Below are 20,259 nucleotides of genomic sequence, written 5' to 3' on the forward strand. Positions count from 1 at the left end.
GCCTAGGACGCCTGCTTCAGCCGCTCCAGCGCCTCCAGCAGCTTGGCCTTGCGGGCCAGCGCCGCCTCGCGCTTTTCGCGCTCCTCCTCGACGACCTCCTCGGCCGCGTTGGCGACGAATTTTTCGTTCGCCAGCTTGGACTCGGCGCGCTTGATGTCGGCGTCGGCCTTCCCGATCTCCTTGTCGAGGCGCGTGCGTTCGGCGGCGACGTCGATCACGCCCTTCAGCGGCAGCGCGGCCACCTCGCCACGCACGAGGAGCTGAACCGCGCCATCAGGTGCGCGATCGGCGAAGGAGATGTCAGAGAGCCGCGCCATGCGCTTGATGACGTCGGTCCAGCGCGGCGCGCGTTCCTTCGTCTCAGCCGAAGCGCCCGCGAGCACCAGCGCCGTCAGCGTCGCCGGCGGGATGTTCATCTCCGCGCGCACCGAACGGATCTGCGTGACGAGGTCGATCACCCAGCCGATCTCGGCTTCCGCCTTGGGATCGGTGAAGTCGGCATGGTCGAAGATCGGCATGATCAAGGCCGGCGAGATCAGCGGATCGGTCGGACCGGCCGCTGCGGCGAGCATCGCCAGTTGCTCCGGCGTCGGGGCGGTCGGCAGCAGCGGCCATTGCGCGAGCGCCAGCAGGCCATCGCGCTTGGCCGTCACCTCCCACAGCTCTTCGGTGATGAAGGGCATGAAGGGGTGCAGCAGCTTCAGGATCTCGTCGCGCGCCCAGGCGACCATGGCACGGGTCTCGTCCTTGGCGGGGCCGTCCGGGCCGAGCAGCACGGGCTTTGCGAGCTCGACATACCAGTCGCAATAGACGTTCCAGACGAAGCGGTAGATCGCGCCGGCGGCGTCGTTGAAGCGATAGGCCTCGATCGCCTCGGTCACCTCGCGCGTGGTGTGTGCGCTCTCATGCGCGATCCAGCGATTCAGCGTTTCCTTGGCCTTCGCCGGCTCGAAACCGTCGGGCACGGCGCAGTGGTTCATCTCCGCGAAGCGGGACGCATTCCAGAGCTTGGTCGCGAAATTGCGGTAGCCCTCGACGCGGCTGGTGGCGAGCTTGATGTCGCGTCCCTGCGCCGCCATCGCAGCCAGCGTGAAGCGCAGCGCGTCCGCACCGTAGTCGTCGATCAGGTGGAGCGGATCGATGACGTTGCCCTTCGACTTCGACATCTTGGCGCCCTTCTCGTCGCGGACGAGGGCGTGGATGTAGATCGTCGAGAACGGCACTTCCTTCATGAAGTGCAGGCCCATCATCATCATGCGGGCGACCCAGAAGAAGATGATGTCGAAGCCGGTCACCAGCGCGTTGGTCGGGTAGTAGCGCTGCACCTCGGGTGCGTCTTCGGGCCAGCCCAGCGTCGAGAACGGCCACAGCGCCGAGGAGAACCAGGTATCGAGCACGTCCTCATCGCGGGTGATGAAGCCCTCGCGCTTGTTGCGGTCGAGCGCCATCTCGCGCCCCTGCTCGGCCGAGATGACCTCCTGCTCGACGTAATAGCCGAGCGCGTGGCTGATCGCCTCCTCCTCGGTCTCGGCGACGAACACCTTGCCGTCCGGCCCGTACCAGGCCGGGATCTGGTGGCCCCACCAGAGCTGGCGCGAGATGCACCAGGGCTGGATGTTCTCCATCCACTCGTAATAGGTTTTTTCCCAGTTCTTCGGCACGAACGACGTTTCGCCCGAACGCACCGCCGCGATCGCGGGTTTTGCGAGGGTCTTCGCGTCGACATACCACTGGTCGGTGAGATAGGGCTCGATCACGCTGTTCGAGCGGTCGCCGTGCGGCACCATGTGGGTGTGCGGCTCGATCCGCTCGACGAAGCCGAACGATTCCAGCCGCTCGACGATGCGCTTGCGCGCGACAAAGCGATCGACCTTGTTGAACTCCTCGGCGAATTGCGAGGCGCCTTCCGGCAGGTCGCGCAAATAGTCCTCGTTGTCGAGGAGATCGAGGCAACCTTCCTTGTCGAGCACGCTGATCCGGCGCAGGCCATGGCGATTGCCGACCTCAAAGTCGTTGAAGTCGTGCGCCGGCGTCACCTTCACCGCGCCCGAGCCCTTCTCCGGATCGGAATAGTCGTCGGCGACGATCTGGATCTTGCGGCCGACCAGCGGCAGGATGACGTTCTTGCCGATCAGCTTCTGATAGCGCTCGTCATCGGGATGCACGGCGACGCCGGTATCGCCGAGCATGGTCTCCGGGCGCGTCGTGGCGACGACAATGAAGCTCGAGGGATCCTCGGGGCTGAACGTCTTGCCCTCGATCGGATAGCGCAGATACCAGAGGTTGCCCTTGACCTCGGTCTGCTGCACTTCGAGATCGGAGATCGCGGTCAGCAGCTTGGTGTCCCAGTTCACCAGCCGCTTGTCCTTGTAGATGAGGCCGTCGCGGTGCAGCTCGACGAACACCTTGATGACGGCCTTGGACAGGCCCTCGTCCATGGTGAAGCGTTCGCGCGACCAGTCGCAGGACGCGCCGAGCCGCTTGAGCTGGTTGATGATGGTGTCGCCGCTCTCGGCCTTCCACTGCCAGACCCGCTCCAGGAACTTCTCACGGCCCATCTCGCGGCGGCCGGGCTGCTGGCGCTCCATCAGCTGCCGCTCGACCACCATCTGGGTGGCGATGCCGGCATGGTCGGTGCCGGGCTGCCACAGCACGTCGCGGCCGCGCATGCGCTCGAACCGGCACAGGATGTCCTGGAGCGTGTTGTTGAGGGCGTGGCCCATGTGCAGCGAGCCCGTCACGTTCGGCGGCGGGATCACGATGGTAAAGGGCACTGCGGCGCGGCGGTCGGGGCGGCCGGCCTTGAAGGCACGGCTGTCCTCCCACACCACGGACATGCGGGCTTCGATATCGGCGGGCTGGTAATTTTTCTCGATCATGGGGCTGCTAGAAAGCCGCGCGCGGGGGGCAAGTCAACGAAAAGGTCAACGGAAGGCTCAGCGGCAAACGGGCTTTCCGGCCCGGTCGGCGGACCGAATGTGACGCACAAGCGGGGCTTTATGAGGGCTCAGCGGCCTGCTCTACCTGCCGCCGCGCGAGACCCGCTCGATTTCGGCCTTCACGATGCGTTCAACGAGGCCCGGCAGGTTGTCATCGAGCCAGGACTTCAGCATCGGGCGCAGCATCTCCTTGACCAGGTCCTCCAGCGTCCGCGCGTTGCTGCTGAGCACCGTATGGGCCAGGGAATTGAAGGCGGATTCGACCGCAGAGACCGTCGATTGCGCGAGGATCGGCTGTTGCGGCGGCAGCGGCGGGGCATCGAAATCCACCGGCGCGTAGGACGGCGACGGCGACGGACGCGGTGGGGGCGATTCGGCGAATTCGAGATCGTCGCGCGGCTCGACCCTGCGGAAGCTCGGCGGCGGCGGAGGCGGTGTCGGCTCTGGGTCCATCGCCATGTCGTCGGTCAGTTCGAGCACGTCGGGCTCCGGCTCCGGCTCGGGTTCCGGAGCGCGGACCTCGGGTGCCGACGTGGCTGTGTCGAGCCCCGCCAGCAGCGCGTCGATATCGTCCTGGCTGTTTGGAGAGGCATCCGCCGCAGGTGCAGGCGGCGGGGGCGGCGCCGGCTTTGCGGCCGGCGGCGGTGCGGGCTTCTCGGCGGCAGGCTTGGAGGGTGCGACCTTGGAGGGCGGAATGTCGTTCATCGCCTGCGGCTTTGCTGCGGGCCCTGCAGGCGCCGCAGCTTTCCCGGGAGTCGCGGTCTCTGCCGGCGGCGGCTTGGCCTCATCGTCGGCAATGATGCGCCGGATCGAGGCCAGAATCTCCTCCATCGAGGGTTCTGTGACCTTTGCAGGCTGCGTCATCTCCGACTCCACATCATCAACGCCCTCGCATGCGTTGTTTTACACCAAGCACGACAGGATTGGCCGGTTCCGCAACGGACGCCCCGACATTTTCGTCACGGCAGCCCGACTTGTCCCCAGATCACGGCTCAACGTGCGGCGGTGCGCCCCTGCCCCCGGCACTCAAGCTTTACGCACACGACATCGAATGCGGGGCGAATCGACCCGCATCTTCTTGGCAAGGCTATGTCAGGGATTTTGATGATTGCAAGCAAAGCACCGGTCGGCGTCGGCTGTTCGCGAGGCCGACCGGATGATGACGGGACTTCAGCGCCCGTCAGGCGTGCGCACGCCGGCCCAGCTGTCGCGGACCTGCTGGTAGTGAACGGTGGGATCGTAAACCGTGGTCGCAAGGCCAAGGACCTGCGGCGACAGGCGGCCGATAGCGGCGAGGACGTTATAAGATGCAACGACCCGGTCATGCTGCGCGGTCACCAACGCGACTCGCGCATTGACCAGCGCCTGCTGCGCGTTGAGCACGTCGAGGGTGGTGCGCTGACCGGCCTTGGCTTCTTCGCGCACGCCGTTCAGCGCGATCTCGGACGCCGTCACCTGGGCCTGCGCGGACTGCACCTGCGCCTTGCCGGCCTGCAACGATCCCCACCACTGCACGACGGTCGCGCGGGTCTGGTCGCGCGTCGTTTCGAGGTTGAGACGCTGCTGCGCCAGGTTTTCCTTGGACTGGCGGATCAGCGCATACTGATTGCCACCATCATAGAGCTGCCAATTGGCCGAAGCGATCGCGGATGCGCTGGTTGCCCTGTATTGAATCAAGGACTGTTCGTTCGCCTGTTGGGCGGCAACCTGCAACGAGACCGTCGGCAGCAGCGCGCCTTCGGCGACCTTGACCTGCAGATAATTGACGTCGATGCCGAACATTGCGGCCGTGACGTTGGGATGCTCGACCAGGCCCAGCTCGACCGCTGCGGCAAGCGTTGCGGGCAGGAAACGATCGACAGGTGAGCCGGGTGCAAGATTCGTCGGCTCGTTACCGATGATGCGGCGGAAGTTCGCCCGCGTCGTGGTGAGATTCGCCTCGGCGGTAAGCGCCTGCGTCCTGCCGGCAGCCAGCTGCGCTTCCGATTGCGCGACGTCGGTGCGCGTCACTTCTCCGACGTTGAAGCGATCGCGCGTCTGCTTCAGCGTTTGTTCGAGCACGCGCACATTGCTGCGCTGGACTTCGAGCGTGGCGGAGTCGCGCAGATAGTCCATGTAGGTGGTGGCGCCCTGGAGCAGCACGGTCTGATCGAGACTGCGCAGCGCTTCGCGGGATCCGGAAACCTGGCTCTCCGCCGCGCGCGTTCTGTTTGCGGTGATGTTGCCGTTATAGAGCGTCTGGTTGACGGTCACGCCGACGCTGCGGGGCGCCGTGGCCCCGTAGAACGGGGTGCTGCCCAGCGAGCTTTGCTGATCCTGATATTGATAGCCGCCGCTCGCAGTCAGCGCGACCTTGGGACGGTAGCCCGACAAGGCCTGCGGCACGTTCTCGTCGGTCGAGCGCACCTGGGCACGCTGTGCGTTGAGCTGCGGATTGTTCTGATAGGCGCGCACCAAGGCGGCCTCGATCGTGTCCGCCAAGGCAGGCGCGGGCCCGGCCAGCGCCATCAGCAGGACCGAAACCGCCGCTCCGGTGAAGAGCTTCACCCCATGCATCCCAAAAATTCCGTTCATTCTAGCGCCCGGCTCGTGCCCGCGAGCTGGGTTACCGTCAACCGAGTGGAGTCGTTGCCCCGTCGCAACATAGGACGCGGATTGACGCGACGGAACTACCTCAGGGTAGTTCTCGGTCGAAACTCTTCACGTGCAGCATCCCGGCCACACTTCTGATTCAGAACGGGATTTTAACGGGCTTTGGACCGTCAGAAGACGAACGCGGCGGCTCGTTCCAGCCCGGGGAGGACCGGGGCACCGGCATCGAACAGCGCCCGATGGCCGAATTCACCGTGGGTATGGGTCACGATCATGGCCCGCGGCGGCCTGGATTCGGCAGATACCCCCACCAGACGCCCGCCCTCCTTGAGCTGCCCGAGCAGCCCTTCCGGTGTCACCTCGACAGCGCCATTGAGGATGATGACATCGTAGGGAGCGGCAGAGGGGTCACCCTCGGCGCAGGCAGCGGCCTTGCAAGTGACATTTGCGAGCCCGAGGGCGGCGAAAGCGTCCTTGGCCTTCGCGACCAGGGCCGAATCGCATTCCGTCGCGGTGACCTGACGCGCCAGCTTGGCGGCCAGTGCGGCGAGGTAGCCCGTGGCGCAGCCGACGACCAGCACGTTGTCACCCTCGCCGATCTCGGCGGCCTGGAGCAGCTTGCCGGTCAGCTGCGGCTTGATCAGGAACCGCTTGCCGCCGCCCTCGCTCACATCGAGGTCGAGGTCGAGATAGGCCAAGGCCTGCCGGCTGGCCGGCACGAAGGCCTCGCGCGGAACCGTGAGCATGGCGTCGAGGATACGGCGATCAGTGACGTCGTTGGTGCGCACCTGGCCATCGACCATTTTGAGGCGCGCGGTCGAGAAACCGGACATTTGCGGACCCTGAAATGCGGACGATGCCGCGGACGAAAGTTGCCGGCATCTTTGGAACATGCCCGGCGAAAACGCAACATGGGCGTTGGCCTCCGCCGGCCAACGCCTCCGCGACTCACCGCATCAGGGGGCGATGGACTATTCGATCGTCACCGCGAGGCGGCCGATCAGGGCGGCGACCTCGTCCAGCCGCGCCGAATCGGGCGTCTCGACCGCGCGCGCCAGGCAGGCGATGCATTCGTCGTCACTGAGCTCGGGAATATCGGCCGGCAGAATCGAGGGAGCCAGTGGGGCACGGTCGATCTGGATGTCGGGCATGGGAATCAGCTCCGTAAGGGTCCGGCCCGGCGAAGCTCGATTTGAATTAAGTCGATTTGGTGCCAGCCCTACGGGCGCGAAGCCGCGGTCAGGACACGTTTGCTTGAACACGATTCTGCATCGCATGCGGGCCCGCAACGTGTTGAGAGACGGCCCGAGCAACGTCGCGCGCCGCATCAAAGCACGAGTGCAAGCTACTGAAATTGCGGTGAAATTTGGCTCCCCGGGCTGGATTCGAACCAGCGACCATCCGATTAACAGTCGGATGCTCTACCGCTGAGCTACCGAGGAAAAGGCGAACCGTTCGTTCGCGTGCGGCTGCGTATAACAAAGCCGGTTGCGCTTGCAAAGGACGAATTCGTCATCTTCCGCAACGCGCCTGAGGAAGGGCCGGACGGCCCCTCCTCCGGGCCATGTCAGGCGGAAAACTATTCGGCGACGAAGGACGTGGTCTTGGTGCCGGCGTCGTAGCGCAGCCGCAGCGCGGTGAACTTGCAGAGGTTGACGTTCTTCCAGAGCACGGCTTCGTCGTAGTTCTGCCAGTCGACGCGGATGTTCCAGACACATCCTTCGTCGTCATCGTCGAACTCGACATAGGTGCTCGCCTGGTTCTGCAAAACCTTGTCGAGCTCGTTGTCCCATTCGTCCAGGCCATCGTCCGGCGCGTTGAAGCCCAGGAATTTGATGGCATAGCCGGTCTCGTTGACGACGGTGACGTTGCGGGCGTCAGCCGCGAACGACGGTGCGGCGGCAATCGAAAGACCGATCGCGATCAGTGCAGACAGAAAATACTTCATGTGAAATTCCCCGGATCGAAACAGGCTTTAAGCGCCTGACGTCGATCGGCGCAGGCGCCGCGGCAACAAATGGCGTTGCCTCCAACGATTCCTCCGGAGCGTGATCGAAAGGTTCAACACGCCTCGATCAGCACTCCGGAGCTGTGCGCGACGCGAGACGCGCACGGGGATTTCTTATCGATTCGAATTCTCCGCAGCAATGAACGGGCATTCATAGGTCGGCGGCGTTTGTTTTCTCCGGCACGGGCGCCGGCACCGCGGCACCGTTGCTCTTGCCCGTCACGGCGCCGACCAGCGCCTGCACGGGATCCTCGCCCGGCGCAAAGCCGCTCTGGCGCAGGATCTCGTCGATCATCGGCCGCAGCGCGTGCACCTTGAGCAGCTCGCCCGCGAGCCCTTCGCCGAAGCCGACATTGCCGCCGGCGCCGTTCCCGTTGCCGCCGAACGCGCCGCCGGTGTGCAGGATGCGGACGTCCTTGAGGTTGGCGATCGGCCTGACCATCTCGGCCAGTGCCGAGGGCATGGTCTCGATCCGCTTCTTGGCGATCTCGAAGTCGATGACGTTGCTGCCGAGCTTGTTCTGCGCCTCGTTCTTCATGGTGATGACGGCAGCTTCCGCCTCGCCGATGTTTCTGACGCCGACCGCCTTGATCTTGTTGGACTCGGCCTCCGCCGTCGCCAGCGTCGTGGTGGCCTCGGCGCGATCGAGCGCGGCCTTCTTCTCGGCTTCGGCCGCAACGATCACCTCGGTCGACTTGCGCTCGGCCTCGGTTCGCGCGGCAAGCACCTGGGTCAGACGGGCACGGTCGGCGACCTCGACCGCGCGCGCGGTCACGACCTTTTCCTCCGCCGACACGGCGAGCGCTTCGGCCGTCTTGGCTTCGGCCACAGCTTCCGAGGTCTGCTTGCTCTTGGCGGCGATCTGGATCTCGTTCTCCTGGGTCGCGATCTGGATCTCGCGCTGCGCGTCGGTCTTGCGCTTGTTGATGGCGAGATCCGACTCGATCACGGCAGTTTCCTTGACCTGCTTGGCGCCCGCCTCCTTCTCGGCGACCGCCCGGTCGGTGTCGATGCGGGCGTTCTCCTCGGTCAGGCGCGCGGTCTGCGTCGCCGTCGCGACCTCGGCGCGGGTGCTCGCGGTCTTGTTGGCGATGTCGCGTTCCTGGGAGAGCTCGGCTTCTTTCTTGGTGCGTTCGATGGTCAGGGTCTGCTGCCGCGCCTCGAGATCCTTCTGCGCGATCGCCACCTCGTTGTCGCGCACGATCGAGTTGCGGTCACGCCGGCGGGTCTCGGTGACCGTCTTCAATTGGGTGAGACCTTCGGCGTCGAAGAAATTCTCCGGGTTGAAGAACTTGACGTCGGTCTGGTCGAGCTTGGTCAACGACACCGATTCCAGTTCGAGGCCATTCGATTTCACGTCGGACTCGACCGTGGACTGCACGTGCTTGACGAAGTCCGAGCGCTTCTCCTGAAGCTCCAGGATCGTCATGGTGGCCGCCACCGAACGCAGGCCGTCGACGAACTTCGCTTCGACCTGGTTGCGCAGCGCCTCGGCGTCGTTGGTCAGCGCGCCCAGCGTCTGGCTGGCCAGCGCGATGCTCTCCTCGTCGGGGCGGACGCGGACGTAGAACTCGGCGACGATGTCGACGCGGAGGCGGTCCTTGGTGATCAGGGATTCCCGCTCCTTGCGCTCGACGGTGAGCCGCAGCGTCTTCAGATTGACACTGGCATAGGAGTGGAAGATCGGCAGGATCATGGCGCCGCCGTCGAGCACGACCTTCTTGCCGCCGAGGCCGGTGCGCACGAAGGCCTCGTCGCGCGTGGCGCGCTTGTAGAGGATGGTGAAGACGATCCCCAGGACGACGATCAGCGCGACGCCGATCATGGCCGGGACTGCGATGTCGAACATGACTTTCTCCGCTAATGAGCTTGGCTGGCTAGCTGCTTAGAGTCGGCTTGGACGGCTTCAGTTCATCGTCGGCCTTGACCGCCACGAAGCGGGTGCCAACGCGATCGACCAGGAGGACCATGGTTCCCTGCTCCAATGGTCCAGATGCGGGCGCCGCGACCGCCCAGACGAAGTGCCTGTTGCCGTGGACGTCGGCGACGCTGACGCGGCCGGGCGGCCCCTGGTCGAGCGGACCGATGACGACCTCGCCGATGCGGCCGACGAGGTCGCCGAGGCCGACGGCATAGCTTTCATCTTTGGGAATGGCCCGCGCGATGGCGCGGCTGGCGGCGCGGACCAGCGGAACCGAGGCCGCGACGGCCCCGATCGAGGCGATCGTTGCCGGCAAGGGACCGACGACCATCCGCGCGACGTCCTGGATCAGGAAGCCGGTGATCGAGAAGGCGCCGAGCACCAGCAACAGGAAGATCAGCAGCGGCACGCCGCCGACATTGATCCACGAAATGGCGTTGAGCACGCCGTTGTCGCTGGGGTGACTGAAATCGATGCTGGTGCCGAGCATCTCGCTGAGGGAAGCTCCGACCAGCATCGTGATCACCTCGAGCGAGCCGACGATGACGATCATGGCCGCCGCGATCGCGAACGGCCTGACCTCCGGCGCCATGACGTGTTCGAGCAGTGCGTTCATGACACATTACTCAGGAGCGCGACTTCAACCGCGCCAGCCTCGCAGCAATCTCCTTGTCGCGATGCAACGTGCTGAGCTCGTCGATGTCGCTTGAAAACGGGATGGCTGCGGGAACGCCGGTGGCGCGCGCCACCGCCCTGCCCGCACGTAGCGCCTTCGCCGCTGCCGAGGCACCGCCGGGCTTCCGGGGCGACGTCGAGGCCTGGTGACTTGCGGCCGCCTCGCTCTTTGCCAGATCGGCGCGGCGCTGCTCGGCATCTTGCAATGCCGACAGCACCGCGCGCAGCGACGTCACGCACTGCTCGATCTTCTCGTTGTTCTCGTCGATGGCGCGGGAGAGCACCTCGAACTGCGCCTCCAGGTCCATCTGCCGCGCGATGCCGGCGCGCGCGAGATCGTCGCGGCTATCAGCGATCACGCTCTCGATCTTGGCAGTGAGATCGGTCATCTCGCGCTCGATCTCGGTGCGGCGCGCGTTGAGGCGGTATTCCTCGGCGCGCGCAGCCGCGAGCGCGTCGCGTGCCTCGCTCTCGGCGCGCTCGATCTCGCGGATGGCCTGTCCGACCACCTTCAGCTTGTTCTTGCCTTCCGCTTGCTCGATCGCGTCATAGGCGATCCCGGCGATCAGGCGCCCGACCCGGGACAGGAAATTGTCGGGGGCGGCAGCAATGGTATCCATGGCGTTCTCCTCCTCTGGCAGACTGTTCGGCGTGACGCCGTAGTGAACTTCAAAGCCGTCATCGGTGCGGATGAGATGTGCGGGCGCGCTCTGCCCCCAGCCCTCGGCATAACCGGCGTAGTCGAAGGGCACGCTGAAGCGCCCCTGCACGGTCGCAATCGAAATGGTGGCGGGACCCTTGATCTTGGCGAGCTTGTCGTCGAGCGGCAGGCGGCGCCCTTGGGCGGCGCGATAGCCGGCGCGGTCACGTAAGCCCAGCGTCACCAGCCGCGACGGCAGTGCGGTCTGCTTGCGGATCGGCTCATAGGCATGGGCGTGAAGCAGGACCACGTTGGAACCCACGTTATGGGTCCGCGCGACCTCATCCAGGATCTCCATCATGCGGTCATAGGCCTGAAACGTCGCCTCCATGGCGGCCTTGGCGGCCGGATCAGGAGCAAGCCTGTAACGCAGCGCGGACGGCGCGTTTCGGGGCGATTGGCTCATGGAAAGCACTAAAGCACCATTTTAGTGCTTTAGGAAGGGGAAGCTTGATCACGTTCCACTGATCCTTGTGCACTCTCTGGATTAGTCGCTGGCGGCCGGCGGTGCGTTCAAGGCTGGCAATCACCCCTAGATCACAGCCGATCAAGACTTCCTGCACGCGCGGGTTGCAATTTGAGGCAAAGTGGAGGGAGCGATCGGCAACACCGCTGCTCGTGTCCCGGACAAGCGTAGCGAAGCGGAGCGCAGAGCCGGGACCCAGGAAGCCGCGCCACAAGCTGATGCATGGGCCCCGGCTCTGCAGTGCACCGCTGAAGAAACGCTGCGCTGCGTCCGGGGCACGAGGCCGGATTATTGGGCGCTGCTCTCTCCGCATCGTCATTGCGAGGAGCTCGCGACAAAATTGCGAAGCAATTTTGCGCTGATGCGACGAAGCAATCCAGAGTCCCTCCGCGGAGACATTCTGGATTGCTTCGCTTCGCTCGCAATGACGGAGCAAGGAGTATCGTCGCGTCCAATAACGTGTATCTCAGCTCGCAGACACACCACCGCATCCTCGCGGCTTGCTTCGCCCGAGCTTTGCTTCGTCGCGACACCCTCGTCTGTCAGAGGGCGCAGGGAAGACCGGGTGCCGGCCGGGCACCCACGGTCCACTGTGCGAAAGGTGGCAACAAAAATCTGCACAGCGGCATACAGGTGAAGCCAAGCATCCGGCCTTCCCTGCGCAGTGGTTTGACGGCTTATGCCGTGCTCTCCCCGGGGAGCGATGCACTATTGCCCCCGTCGCCTTGCGGATCGCTGATGCGCGCGCCCGGTCGGGCCGCCACATCACCGCAAGACTTGGCGCACAGACCCCGGGCGCCAGGACGACACGGTTTTGCCGTACGCTGATCGCACCGGTCGTGTGCGCGACATCTTTCGCTCACGGTTGCCCGCCCTGCGAAGCTCTTCGCGCCGATGTGACTAGCGTCCACCGCAGCTCACCCCGCATGTCGTGACGATCGCGATACGCCCCTCTGACCGGGATGAGGTGGCACATGACTACGCTAAAGCCGAATTTCGGTAAAGTAGAATATTTTTGTGAGTGCGGATTGACACGTTGCTTGTGTGTTTTGCCCGACGGGTAACGCAAGGTCTTGTAGCCCGGATGAGCGAAGCGACATCCGGGATTCGTGCGAGCGGCGGTCCCGGGTATCGCTTCGCTCACCCGGGCTACGAAAAGCCGAACTCACGGCCGCCGGCACACCAGATCGATCTCGATCAGCGCGTCATAGGCGAGACCGGTGACGCCGACGCAGGTGCGGGCCGGCAGCCGGCCAGGCGCAAAGTACGTGCGGTAGGTCTCGTTCATTGCGGCGTAGTCCTCCTTGAAACGCGTGAGGTAGATCCGCGTCATCACGACGTGCTCGAGGCCGAGATCGAGGCCTGAGAGAACCACCTTCAGGTTCTCCATGACTGCTCGCGTCTGCGCCACGATGCCCTCGGGCAGCACGCCCGGCGTTTGCGGCGTGTCCGGCATCTGGCCGGTGACGAAGACAAAGCCGTCGGTCTCGACGGCGTGGCTGAAGGGCGCGACCGGCTTCGGTCCGCCGCTGATCATGTGGAATTTCACCTGGGCTGTCCTTGTTACGGTGCGCTCTCGAACAGGCGCTTGCTGAGGATGGCGTGTACCCCCCAATTGCCGTCGACGACCTGCGTGACGCCGAAATCGACGGCGGCCGACATCAGCGCGATCGCCTCGTCCTCGCTGAGCCCCTTCACGTTCATCAGGAAGCGCCGCATCTTGCGGAAGGCATCCTTCATGGCAAGGTCGAGCGAGGATTTTGCGTAGACCTCGCTCTGCCCCTGCGCGCCGAACTCGGCGAGATAGTTGGGATGGCTGAAGCCGGTCAGCACCCAGTCGGTCGCGGTCTCGATCAGGGGATAGGAGAGATCGGCGAAGGGGCGGCCGGCAAGATCGGCCTTCTTGTGCAGGATCACCTCGAAGGTGCCGGTCATCGAGCATTCGATCGCAGTGCCGCTCAGCTCGCCGTCGCCCTGCGCGGCGTGGGGGTCGCCAACCGACAGCAGCGCGCCGGGAACGGAGACCGGAAGATAGACGGCCGCCCCCTTCCCCAGCCGCCAATTGTCGAGATTGCCGCCGAAATAGGACGGCGGCACGGAGTCGATGAAATCGACCTCGCGCGGCGCCACCGCGATCACGCCGAAATGCGGCCGCAAGGGAATACGGATGCCGTCGAGCACCGCATGGCGCCGCTTGACGGTGCCGGGCGCGACGGGAACGCCGGGATAATCGTAGGTGGGGTGCACGACGCCGAACGGATCGGTCTGCGGCTCCCAGCGATAGGAATACAGCGCGCGGGCATGCGGCGCATCGGCATCGTCGAAGATCTCGTAGATCGTCACCGCCTCGCGCGGCTTCGGTCCTGACAGGAACTCGTCGTAGTGATAGCCCCACCAGGCCGCGACCGAGGAGCCGAACACGCGGCCCGCATGTTTCGGATGGCGGCTCGTGCGCGGCACGATGTCGAGGATCCGCACCTCCAGCACGTCGCCGGGCTGGGCATCCTTCACTGCCACCGGTCCGGTGCAGATGTGCACGCCAAAGCCTTCGCCGGCGCCGCGTCCGAATACGCTGGCGTCCATCGGGCCGGCGCCGCGGCGGTCCACGTTCTTCTTCTGTCTCGTCCAGCCGAACACGCTTTCGGCGGCGGCATCGCCCGCGATCATCAGCTCGGGGTCGTCGGAGGCGTGCTGGGTCAGCGTCTCGATGGTGATGGTGTCGCCCGAGGCGATCTCGAGCTGCGGCGAGAGCGAGCGGCTGAAATAGCCCCAATGAACACGATTGGCCTCGATCGGAAGATGATAGTGCTTGCGTCCGGCCGTTCTCGGTTCATCGGAGTCAGCGCGCAACACATTGCTGCGCACCTCCGCCCCCACCTGATGCGCGCGGAGCTGCGCCAGCGCCTCCTGCGGCCAGCCGCGCTGGCCGGTGATCCCGTGCTGCGACGTCGCGCGCTCCGCCTCCTGCTGGCGGAACTCGCGCGGCGGCAGGCCGAAGCGGTGGCGGAAGGCGCGGCTGAAATGCGCGGAATCACCAAAGCCGTAGGCATAGGCGATCTCGGAGATCGAGCGATGCGCCTCCGTCGGATTGGACAGGTCGGCCCAGGCGCGCTGGAGCCGGCGCTCGCGGACGTAGTGGGTGAAATTGTCGCCGACCGTCTCGAACAGCTTTTGCAGATAACGCTCGGAAATCCCCTCGGCCTGCGCGACGCGCGCGGGCACCAGTTCGGGATCGTCGAGCCGGCGCTCGATGGTCCGGCAGATCCGGTGCAGCAGCGCGGCCTGCGTCGCGCTCGATCCGGCATCGGATGTCGAGGCCGCCAGTTGATGCGCGAGCGTCAGCAGGAGATCGACGAGACTTTGCGCGACCGCATTCCATTCGGCATCGCTCAAGGTGTCGAGCGTGCGCGCAGTGGCATCCAGCAGGCGCGAGAACACATCGGCAAAGCCGCTGGGCGGAACGACCCGGGGCTCGCCGAGCCGCGGCTTGCCCGAGAGGCGACCGTGCAGCGCCTCCGAGGTCACCGACAGCACGATGGCGCGCATGTCGCGCTGGAACACGATGCTCCAGTCCCCGCTGCGCGGCAGCAGCACGAGATGGCCGACGGGAACGATGCGATGGCCGCCGGCGCTCTTGAGCACCATGCCGTCCTCGACCGGCATCAGCGCAATCGGAAGCTCTTCATTCGCCTGCGCGAGAGGCGCAATGCTTTGCGCGCCCGCGGCCATGCGCGTCAGCGCGACGCCCGAGGCCTGGCGATGCGACGCCGTTGCGTGCCCGTCGAGGAAGGAATGACCGGTCGCGGGTTGCAGGCCGACGGCAGCCAGCACGTCCCGCCAGGCTTCGGGGCGGTCGTCTTGCGCATAGGACTCGCTTGTGAACGGCCGGAAGCTCATCGGATCGACCCAGACTGCCGTCGATCGAAGCAACCTCCGTGCCAGACGCACGCGATCCTCCGTCGCCGCGACGGGCCGCAGATGAGGTTTGTCGGTCATCCTCTCATTCCGAAAACAGGCTAACCTTCAAAGTGTTAGAGCATGATGAGCTCGTATTGACGCTCGTCATTCCGGGGCGCGCGGAAGCGCGAACCCGGAATCCATTGGGCGCCGAAGACGGTGGTGAAATGGATTCCGGGTTCGACGCTTTGCGTCGCCCCGGAATGACAAGACGGAGAGATCTAGTCGCACCGGAAGATGTTCTTGCGGATCGTGCCGTGCACGCCCCAATTGGCGTCGACCACCTGGGTGACGCCGAAATCGGCGCCGACCGACATCAGCGAGATCGCCTCGTCCTCACTGAGGCGATGTACCGTCATCAGGAACCGGCGGAGCTTGCGGAAGGCATCGCGCATCGCGCGGTCGAGGCTCGAGTGATTGGCAATCTCGGTTTGTGCGTCGGCGCCAAGCGCGGCGAGATAGTTCGGATAGGTGAAGCCGTAGAACGACCAGGCCTGATCGGTCTCGAGCATGGGATGGTCGAGACCTTCCAGATTGGTGCCGGCCAGATCGGCCTTCTTGTGCAGGATGAACTCGAAATCGCCGGTCAGCGAGGTCTCGATCGCGGTACCGCCGAGCTCGCTGTCACCCTGGGCGGCGTGGGGGTCACCGACCGAGAAATAGGCGCCGGGGACCGCGACCGGATAGAACATCCGCGCGCCCTTGCCGATGCGCCAGTCGTCGATGTTGCCGCCGGTGTAGCTCGGCGGAATCGAGCTGACGAAATCGGCTTCCGATGGCGCAAGGCCCATGGTGCCGAAATGCAATCGTGCGGGCACCTTCACGCTTGCGAGAATGTTCTCGCGCTTCTTGATGGTGGCGTGATCGACGCGGACGCCGGGATAGTCGATGGTCGGATGCACGATGCCGTCGGGGTCGGTCTGCGGGGTCCAGACATAGTTGTAGACCGCCCTGGCGTAGGGCTCGCCGGAGGTATCGAGCTCGAAGATGGTGACGACCTCGCGCGGCTTCGGCTCCTCGATCAGGTCGCGATAGTGAAAGCCCCAGTTCGCCGCGACATTGGAGCCGAAGCAGCGGCCGGCATGGCAGGCGCTGCAGCTCGGCCGCGGCCGGACGTCGAGAATGCGAACCTCCAGGATGTCGCCGGGCTCGGCGCCTTCGATCGCGACCGGCCCGGTGAGGAGGTGCACACCGATCCCCTCGCCTGCGCCGCGGATGAAGGGACCTTCGACCGGACCCGAGCCGCGGCGCGCGACCGCCTTGTGCTCGCGCGTCCACTGGAACACGCTCTCGGCGCCGGGATCGCCCGCGATCATGCGCTCGTAATCGTCGTTGGCATGATGGGTCAGCGTCTCGATGGTGGCGCGATCGCCCGAGCGCAGCGTCAGGGCCGGCGCGACCTTCTTGGAGAAATAGCCCCAGTGGACCGTTTTCGGCGAAACCGGCAGCGTGAAATGCTTCATGAGGTGGCCTCTTCGGGGGGCTTGAACCTTGTGGCGACAGCACTCATCGCACTGCCTCCGGAATCTTGTCGGCTTCCATCACGCTGAGGAAACGCGCGGTCAGCGGATTGCGGGGGTTGGTGAGAACCTCGTGCGCCGGCCCCTCCTCGATGATCGCGCCGCCGCTCAGGAAGGCGACGCGGTCGGCGACTTCATCGGCGAAGCGGATCTGGTGCGTCGAGATGATCATGGTGAGGCCGTCGTCGATGGCGAGCCGCCGGATCACCTCCAGCACCTCGTTGACGAGCTCGGGATCGAGCGCAGAGGTCGGCTCGTCCAGCAGCAGCACGCTCGGGTTCGGTGCAAGCGCGCGGGCGATGGCGACGCGCTGCTGCTGGCCGCCGGACAGATGCCGCGGCAGCGCATCGGCGCGATGCGACAGCCCGACCCGGTCGAGCAGCTCGTTGGCGCGGCGCTCGGCATCGATCCGGGTCATGCCGTGGACCCAGCGCAAGGGGCCGGCGATGTTTTCCCTGGCCGAGAGGTGCGCGAACAAGTTGAATTGCTGGAACACCATGCCGACGCCGACGCTGGCCCGTTCGTTGGCGAGGTCGCGGGGTGACAGCGGCTTGCCGTTCTCGCCGAAGCCGAGGCGCCGGCCGCCGACGCGCACGGTGCCGGCGTCCCAGTTTTCGAGATGGTTGATGCAGCGGAGCAACGTGCTCTTGCCGGAGCCGCTGGGGCCGAGCAGCGCCACCACCTCGCCGACGCGGACCGTCAGGTCCAGACCATCGAGCACCTTTTGGGCGGCATAGCTCTTGGTGAGGCCCTTGGTCTCGACTGCGATGTTGTTGCGCGCGATCGTCGCGGCGCGGCGGGTGCGCTCCTCGCGGGTCAGTGCCGGCGGCGGCGTGGCGGTCAGCTCTGCCGGTGCGGGCTCCGGATCATCAACGGGGACTGCGGCGAGCTCCAGCTTGGTGCCGAGATCGACGCGACGCCATGGCAGGTAATCGGCAAGCTTGCGCTGGCGCCCCTTGGCCCGATCGAGATCGAGCAGCCATTCGACGAACAGCTGGATGGCACTGATGGCAAAGGTCAGCACAAGATAGAGCAGGCCCGAGGCAAAGAAGATCGAGAAGAAGTCGAAGGTCGAGGACGCCAGCTGGGTCGAGCGCAAGGTCAGCTCCTGGACCGCGACGACAGAGGCCAGCGAGGAATTCTTCAGCGCGCTGACGGCCTCGTTGCCGAAGGCCGGGATCATGGTGCGGATCGCCTGCGGCGCGATCACCCGCCACATCAGGATCCGCGGCGTCATGCCGAGCGCCTGCCCGGCGGTCACCTGGCCGCGATCGACGCCGAGCACGCCGGCCCGCAGCATCTCGGCGATGAACGGCGCCTCGTTGCAGGCGAGCGCGAGGCCGGCCGCCAACACCGCCGGCAGCTTGATGCCGATATGCGGCAGCGCGTCGTAGGCGAACACCATTTGCAGGATCAGCGGCGTGCCGCGGAAGATCACGGTATAGGCCCTGGCGATCGCCGCCAGCAGCCAGAAGCGGGAGAGCTGCATGCCGGCGAGGATCAATCCGAGGATCAATCCGCCGCCGAGCCCGAGGGCGGTCACCTCGAGGGTGAGCTCGATGCCCTCGAGCAGGTACGGCATGCTCAGGTAATGGAGGAACAGCGACATCAGTCGACCGTCATCAGCGCGGGGCAATCTTTGTTGAGGAAGGACATTCAGGCACGCGATTCACCTCTCCCCGCTGGGGAGAGGTGAAGTCGGCAGCGGCCGCCCGCTGCTCTAGTCGGCCGTCAGGATGTCCGGCTCCTTGAAGTTGTTCACGTCGAGCCCATGCTTCTTCAGAAGCTCCATATGCGTGCCGGCCTTCTGCACCTCGATCAGCGCGGCGAGCACGGCGTCACGGAATTTCGGCTTGTCCTTGGGAACGGCGATGCCGACCGAATACGGGATCGTCACCGCGATCGCCTTCTCCAGCTTGTCGGGATAGGCCTTCACCGCGCTGTCGACGGTGTTGACGTCGTTGACATAGGTGTCGGCGCGGCCGGCGAGGATGGCCTGGATGCAGTTGGCGTTGTTGTCATAGAGCTGGATGGTCGGCTCGGGCTTGCCGGCCTTCTTGCACTCCGGGATCAGCGCCTGGATCAGGGGCACCTCGACATAGCCGGTGTTCTCGGCGGCGGCCGCGCCGCACATCGACATGTTGATGCCGTTGATGCCTTTCGGGTTGCCCTTGGCGACCAGCACGCCGTCGAACACCTTCGAGTAGGTGATGAAGTCAGCCGCCTTGGCGCGCTCCTTGGTGGCGTAGATGTCGGAGATGACGATGTCGGCCTGGCCGGCGGCGAGCGTGGTGAGGAGCGCTGCGAACACGACGGGCTTGTAGGTCAGCTTGAAGCCGAGGCATTCGCCGATGGCCTCGCCGAGATCGATGTCGAAGCCGATATATTTGCTGGGGTCCTTCGGATCGATCGTCTCATAGCCCGGCGTGTGCGGGTTGATGGCGTTGACGAGCGTCTTGCCCTTCCAGTCCGGATATTTCTCCTGGAGCGCGGTGCAGGCGGCGGGCGCTGCGGCCTGCGCGCTCAGCGGGGTCGCGACGACCAGGCCGAAAGCGATAGTGGCGCCGAGCGCGAGCTTGCGCCACGGCGTTGATGCGTGCGCCGATCCCCGCGCCTGGGGCAATACCGGTCTCTCCATCTCCAGCTCCTTCGAATTGTCATGGCATTGGCCATGTTCCAGATCTCGGGAGCGAGCCTAGGGGGAGTGCGACGGGGAAAGCTTGTCCGCGGGCGTACAAAAAATTGGACGGTGGGGGCCCGCGATTTGGGCAAGCCGCTGCACAAAAACTGTTCGCAGGCGCTGGGCGCGGCGATATGAGATTCCGAATTCGGAGGAACCAAATGATCTCGTATCACGCCGTGGTCTGCACGATCAGGGGATCATTTGGTCGGGTTATTTGACAGAGATATGACGCATTGCGGACGCATCTACGTGCGACATCCGAAGTAGATCACCACCCTCCACAGCCTGTCCGCAGCATATCCACAGGGTGACTATGCCGGATTCGCGAGCCCGCACGAGCCACTTGCTGCGCACAAACTCACAGACCCGGTATGTCAGCCGCGGGCCTGATCGAACAGGGCGCGGCAAGCCTCGCTCAAGCTTGGCCGGTTACGGCGCATGCAGGCCGTGATGGCGCGGACATTGGGAATTTCGCCGGCGCAAAGCCGGTAGACGTCGGGGGTGCAGGCCCGGCGCTGCTCGGGCGTTCCCTGCTGCGCGTGAGCCGCGGAGGCAAACAGCGTCAGGAATAGCCCGACCGTCGAGGCGCGGCGCGCCCGGCTCTTCACACCCGCAAACCGCAAGAACCTTGCCTTCATGACGAAGTCTCCCGTCTGCCCTGCCCGCCCCGGCCCGCGTTGGCCGGTGTGCGAAGGGGTAGGAGAAATAAACCGCCGAGAATGTGATCTCATTCACACTGGCAGCCGGCCCGGAATGCCTAGTTTCAGGAATCGCTAACCATACGGGACCTGATCGCCG

Annotated in this window: 15 protein-coding genes and 1 tRNA gene; all 16 read right to left on the reverse strand. The window is 65.2% G+C overall.

All coding sequences use genetic code 11. The annotated features are described in order from the left end of the window. Positions 1 to 2: 2 nt before the first annotated feature. The 16 genes from XI09_RS27315 to XI09_RS27390 all read right to left on the reverse strand — a co-directional run bounded on the left by XI09_RS27315 (position 3) and on the right by XI09_RS27390 (position 20,099). A complete protein-coding gene (locus XI09_RS27315) occupies positions 3 to 2,879 on the reverse strand; it encodes a valine--tRNA ligase (RefSeq protein WP_271569593.1) in 2,877 nt (958 codons plus the stop codon). A 141-nt stretch (positions 2,880 to 3,020) separates the two neighbouring features. Beyond that, positions 3,021 to 3,803 (reverse strand): PopZ family protein, encoded by a 783-nt coding sequence (locus XI09_RS27320; protein WP_271569594.1) that lies wholly within the window; start codon positions 3,801 to 3,803, stop codon positions 3,021 to 3,023. A 306-nt stretch (positions 3,804 to 4,109) separates the two neighbouring features. Beyond that, positions 4,110 to 5,495 carry a TolC family outer membrane protein gene (locus XI09_RS27325; RefSeq protein ID WP_271569664.1) on the reverse strand — a complete coding sequence of 462 codons (1,386 nt, stop codon included), beginning with the start codon at positions 5,493 to 5,495 and terminating at the stop codon, positions 4,110 to 4,112. Positions 5,496 to 5,701: 206 nt separating this feature from the next. Beyond that, positions 5,702 to 6,364 (reverse strand): protein-L-isoaspartate O-methyltransferase family protein, encoded by a 663-nt coding sequence (locus XI09_RS27330; RefSeq protein ID WP_271569595.1) that lies wholly within the window; start codon positions 6,362 to 6,364, stop codon positions 5,702 to 5,704. 138 nt (positions 6,365 to 6,502) lie between these two features. Next, a complete protein-coding gene (locus tag XI09_RS27335) occupies positions 6,503 to 6,682 on the reverse strand; it encodes a hypothetical protein (protein WP_027542747.1) in 180 nt (59 codons plus the stop codon). A gap of 216 nt (positions 6,683 to 6,898) precedes the next feature. Next, positions 6,899 to 6,973 (reverse strand) — tRNA-Asn (locus XI09_RS27340). 137 nt (positions 6,974 to 7,110) lie between these two features. Beyond that, positions 7,111 to 7,479: a hypothetical protein gene (locus XI09_RS27345; RefSeq protein ID WP_271569596.1), complete on the reverse strand. Its 369-nt coding sequence runs from the start codon at positions 7,477 to 7,479 to the stop codon at positions 7,111 to 7,113. Positions 7,480 to 7,690: 211 nt separating this feature from the next. Next, positions 7,691 to 9,388, reverse strand: a complete 1,698-nt coding sequence (locus XI09_RS27350; RefSeq protein WP_271569597.1) for a flotillin family protein — start codon at positions 9,386 to 9,388, stop codon at positions 7,691 to 7,693. 28 nt (positions 9,389 to 9,416) lie between these two features. Beyond that, positions 9,417 to 10,076 carry an OB-fold-containig protein gene (locus XI09_RS27355; RefSeq protein WP_271569598.1) on the reverse strand — a complete coding sequence of 220 codons (660 nt, stop codon included), beginning with the start codon at positions 10,074 to 10,076 and terminating at the stop codon, positions 9,417 to 9,419. Positions 10,077 to 10,086: 10 nt separating this feature from the next. Then, positions 10,087 to 11,250, reverse strand: a complete 1,164-nt coding sequence (locus XI09_RS27360) for a PspA/IM30 family protein (protein WP_271569599.1) — start codon at positions 11,248 to 11,250, stop codon at positions 10,087 to 10,089. Between the two features lie 1,216 nt (positions 11,251 to 12,466). Then, positions 12,467 to 12,850 carry a RidA family protein gene (locus tag XI09_RS27365; protein WP_271569600.1) on the reverse strand — a complete coding sequence of 128 codons (384 nt, stop codon included), beginning with the start codon at positions 12,848 to 12,850 and terminating at the stop codon, positions 12,467 to 12,469. 14 nt (positions 12,851 to 12,864) lie between these two features. Next, positions 12,865 to 15,198 (reverse strand): acetamidase/formamidase family protein, encoded by a 2,334-nt coding sequence (locus XI09_RS27370; protein ID WP_271569665.1) that lies wholly within the window; start codon positions 15,196 to 15,198, stop codon positions 12,865 to 12,867. 281 nt (positions 15,199 to 15,479) lie between these two features. Further along, positions 15,480 to 16,721: an acetamidase/formamidase family protein gene (locus XI09_RS27375; RefSeq protein WP_271569601.1), complete on the reverse strand. Its 1,242-nt coding sequence runs from the start codon at positions 16,719 to 16,721 to the stop codon at positions 15,480 to 15,482. A 43-nt stretch (positions 16,722 to 16,764) separates the two neighbouring features. Then, a complete protein-coding gene (locus XI09_RS27380) occupies positions 16,765 to 18,387 on the reverse strand; it encodes an amino acid ABC transporter permease/ATP-binding protein (protein WP_271569602.1) in 1,623 nt (540 codons plus the stop codon). Positions 18,388 to 18,498: 111 nt separating this feature from the next. Next, a complete protein-coding gene (locus XI09_RS27385; protein WP_271569603.1) occupies positions 18,499 to 19,416 on the reverse strand; it encodes an ABC transporter substrate-binding protein in 918 nt (305 codons plus the stop codon). A gap of 419 nt (positions 19,417 to 19,835) precedes the next feature. Next, positions 19,836 to 20,099, reverse strand: a complete 264-nt coding sequence (locus tag XI09_RS27390; protein WP_271569604.1) for a hypothetical protein — start codon at positions 20,097 to 20,099, stop codon at positions 19,836 to 19,838. Positions 20,100 to 20,259 lie beyond the last annotated feature (160 nt).

Origin of the sequence: Bradyrhizobium sp. CCBAU 11386 (assembly GCF_028128955.1) — a bacterium.
GTDB lineage: Bacteria > Pseudomonadota > Alphaproteobacteria > Rhizobiales > Xanthobacteraceae > Bradyrhizobium.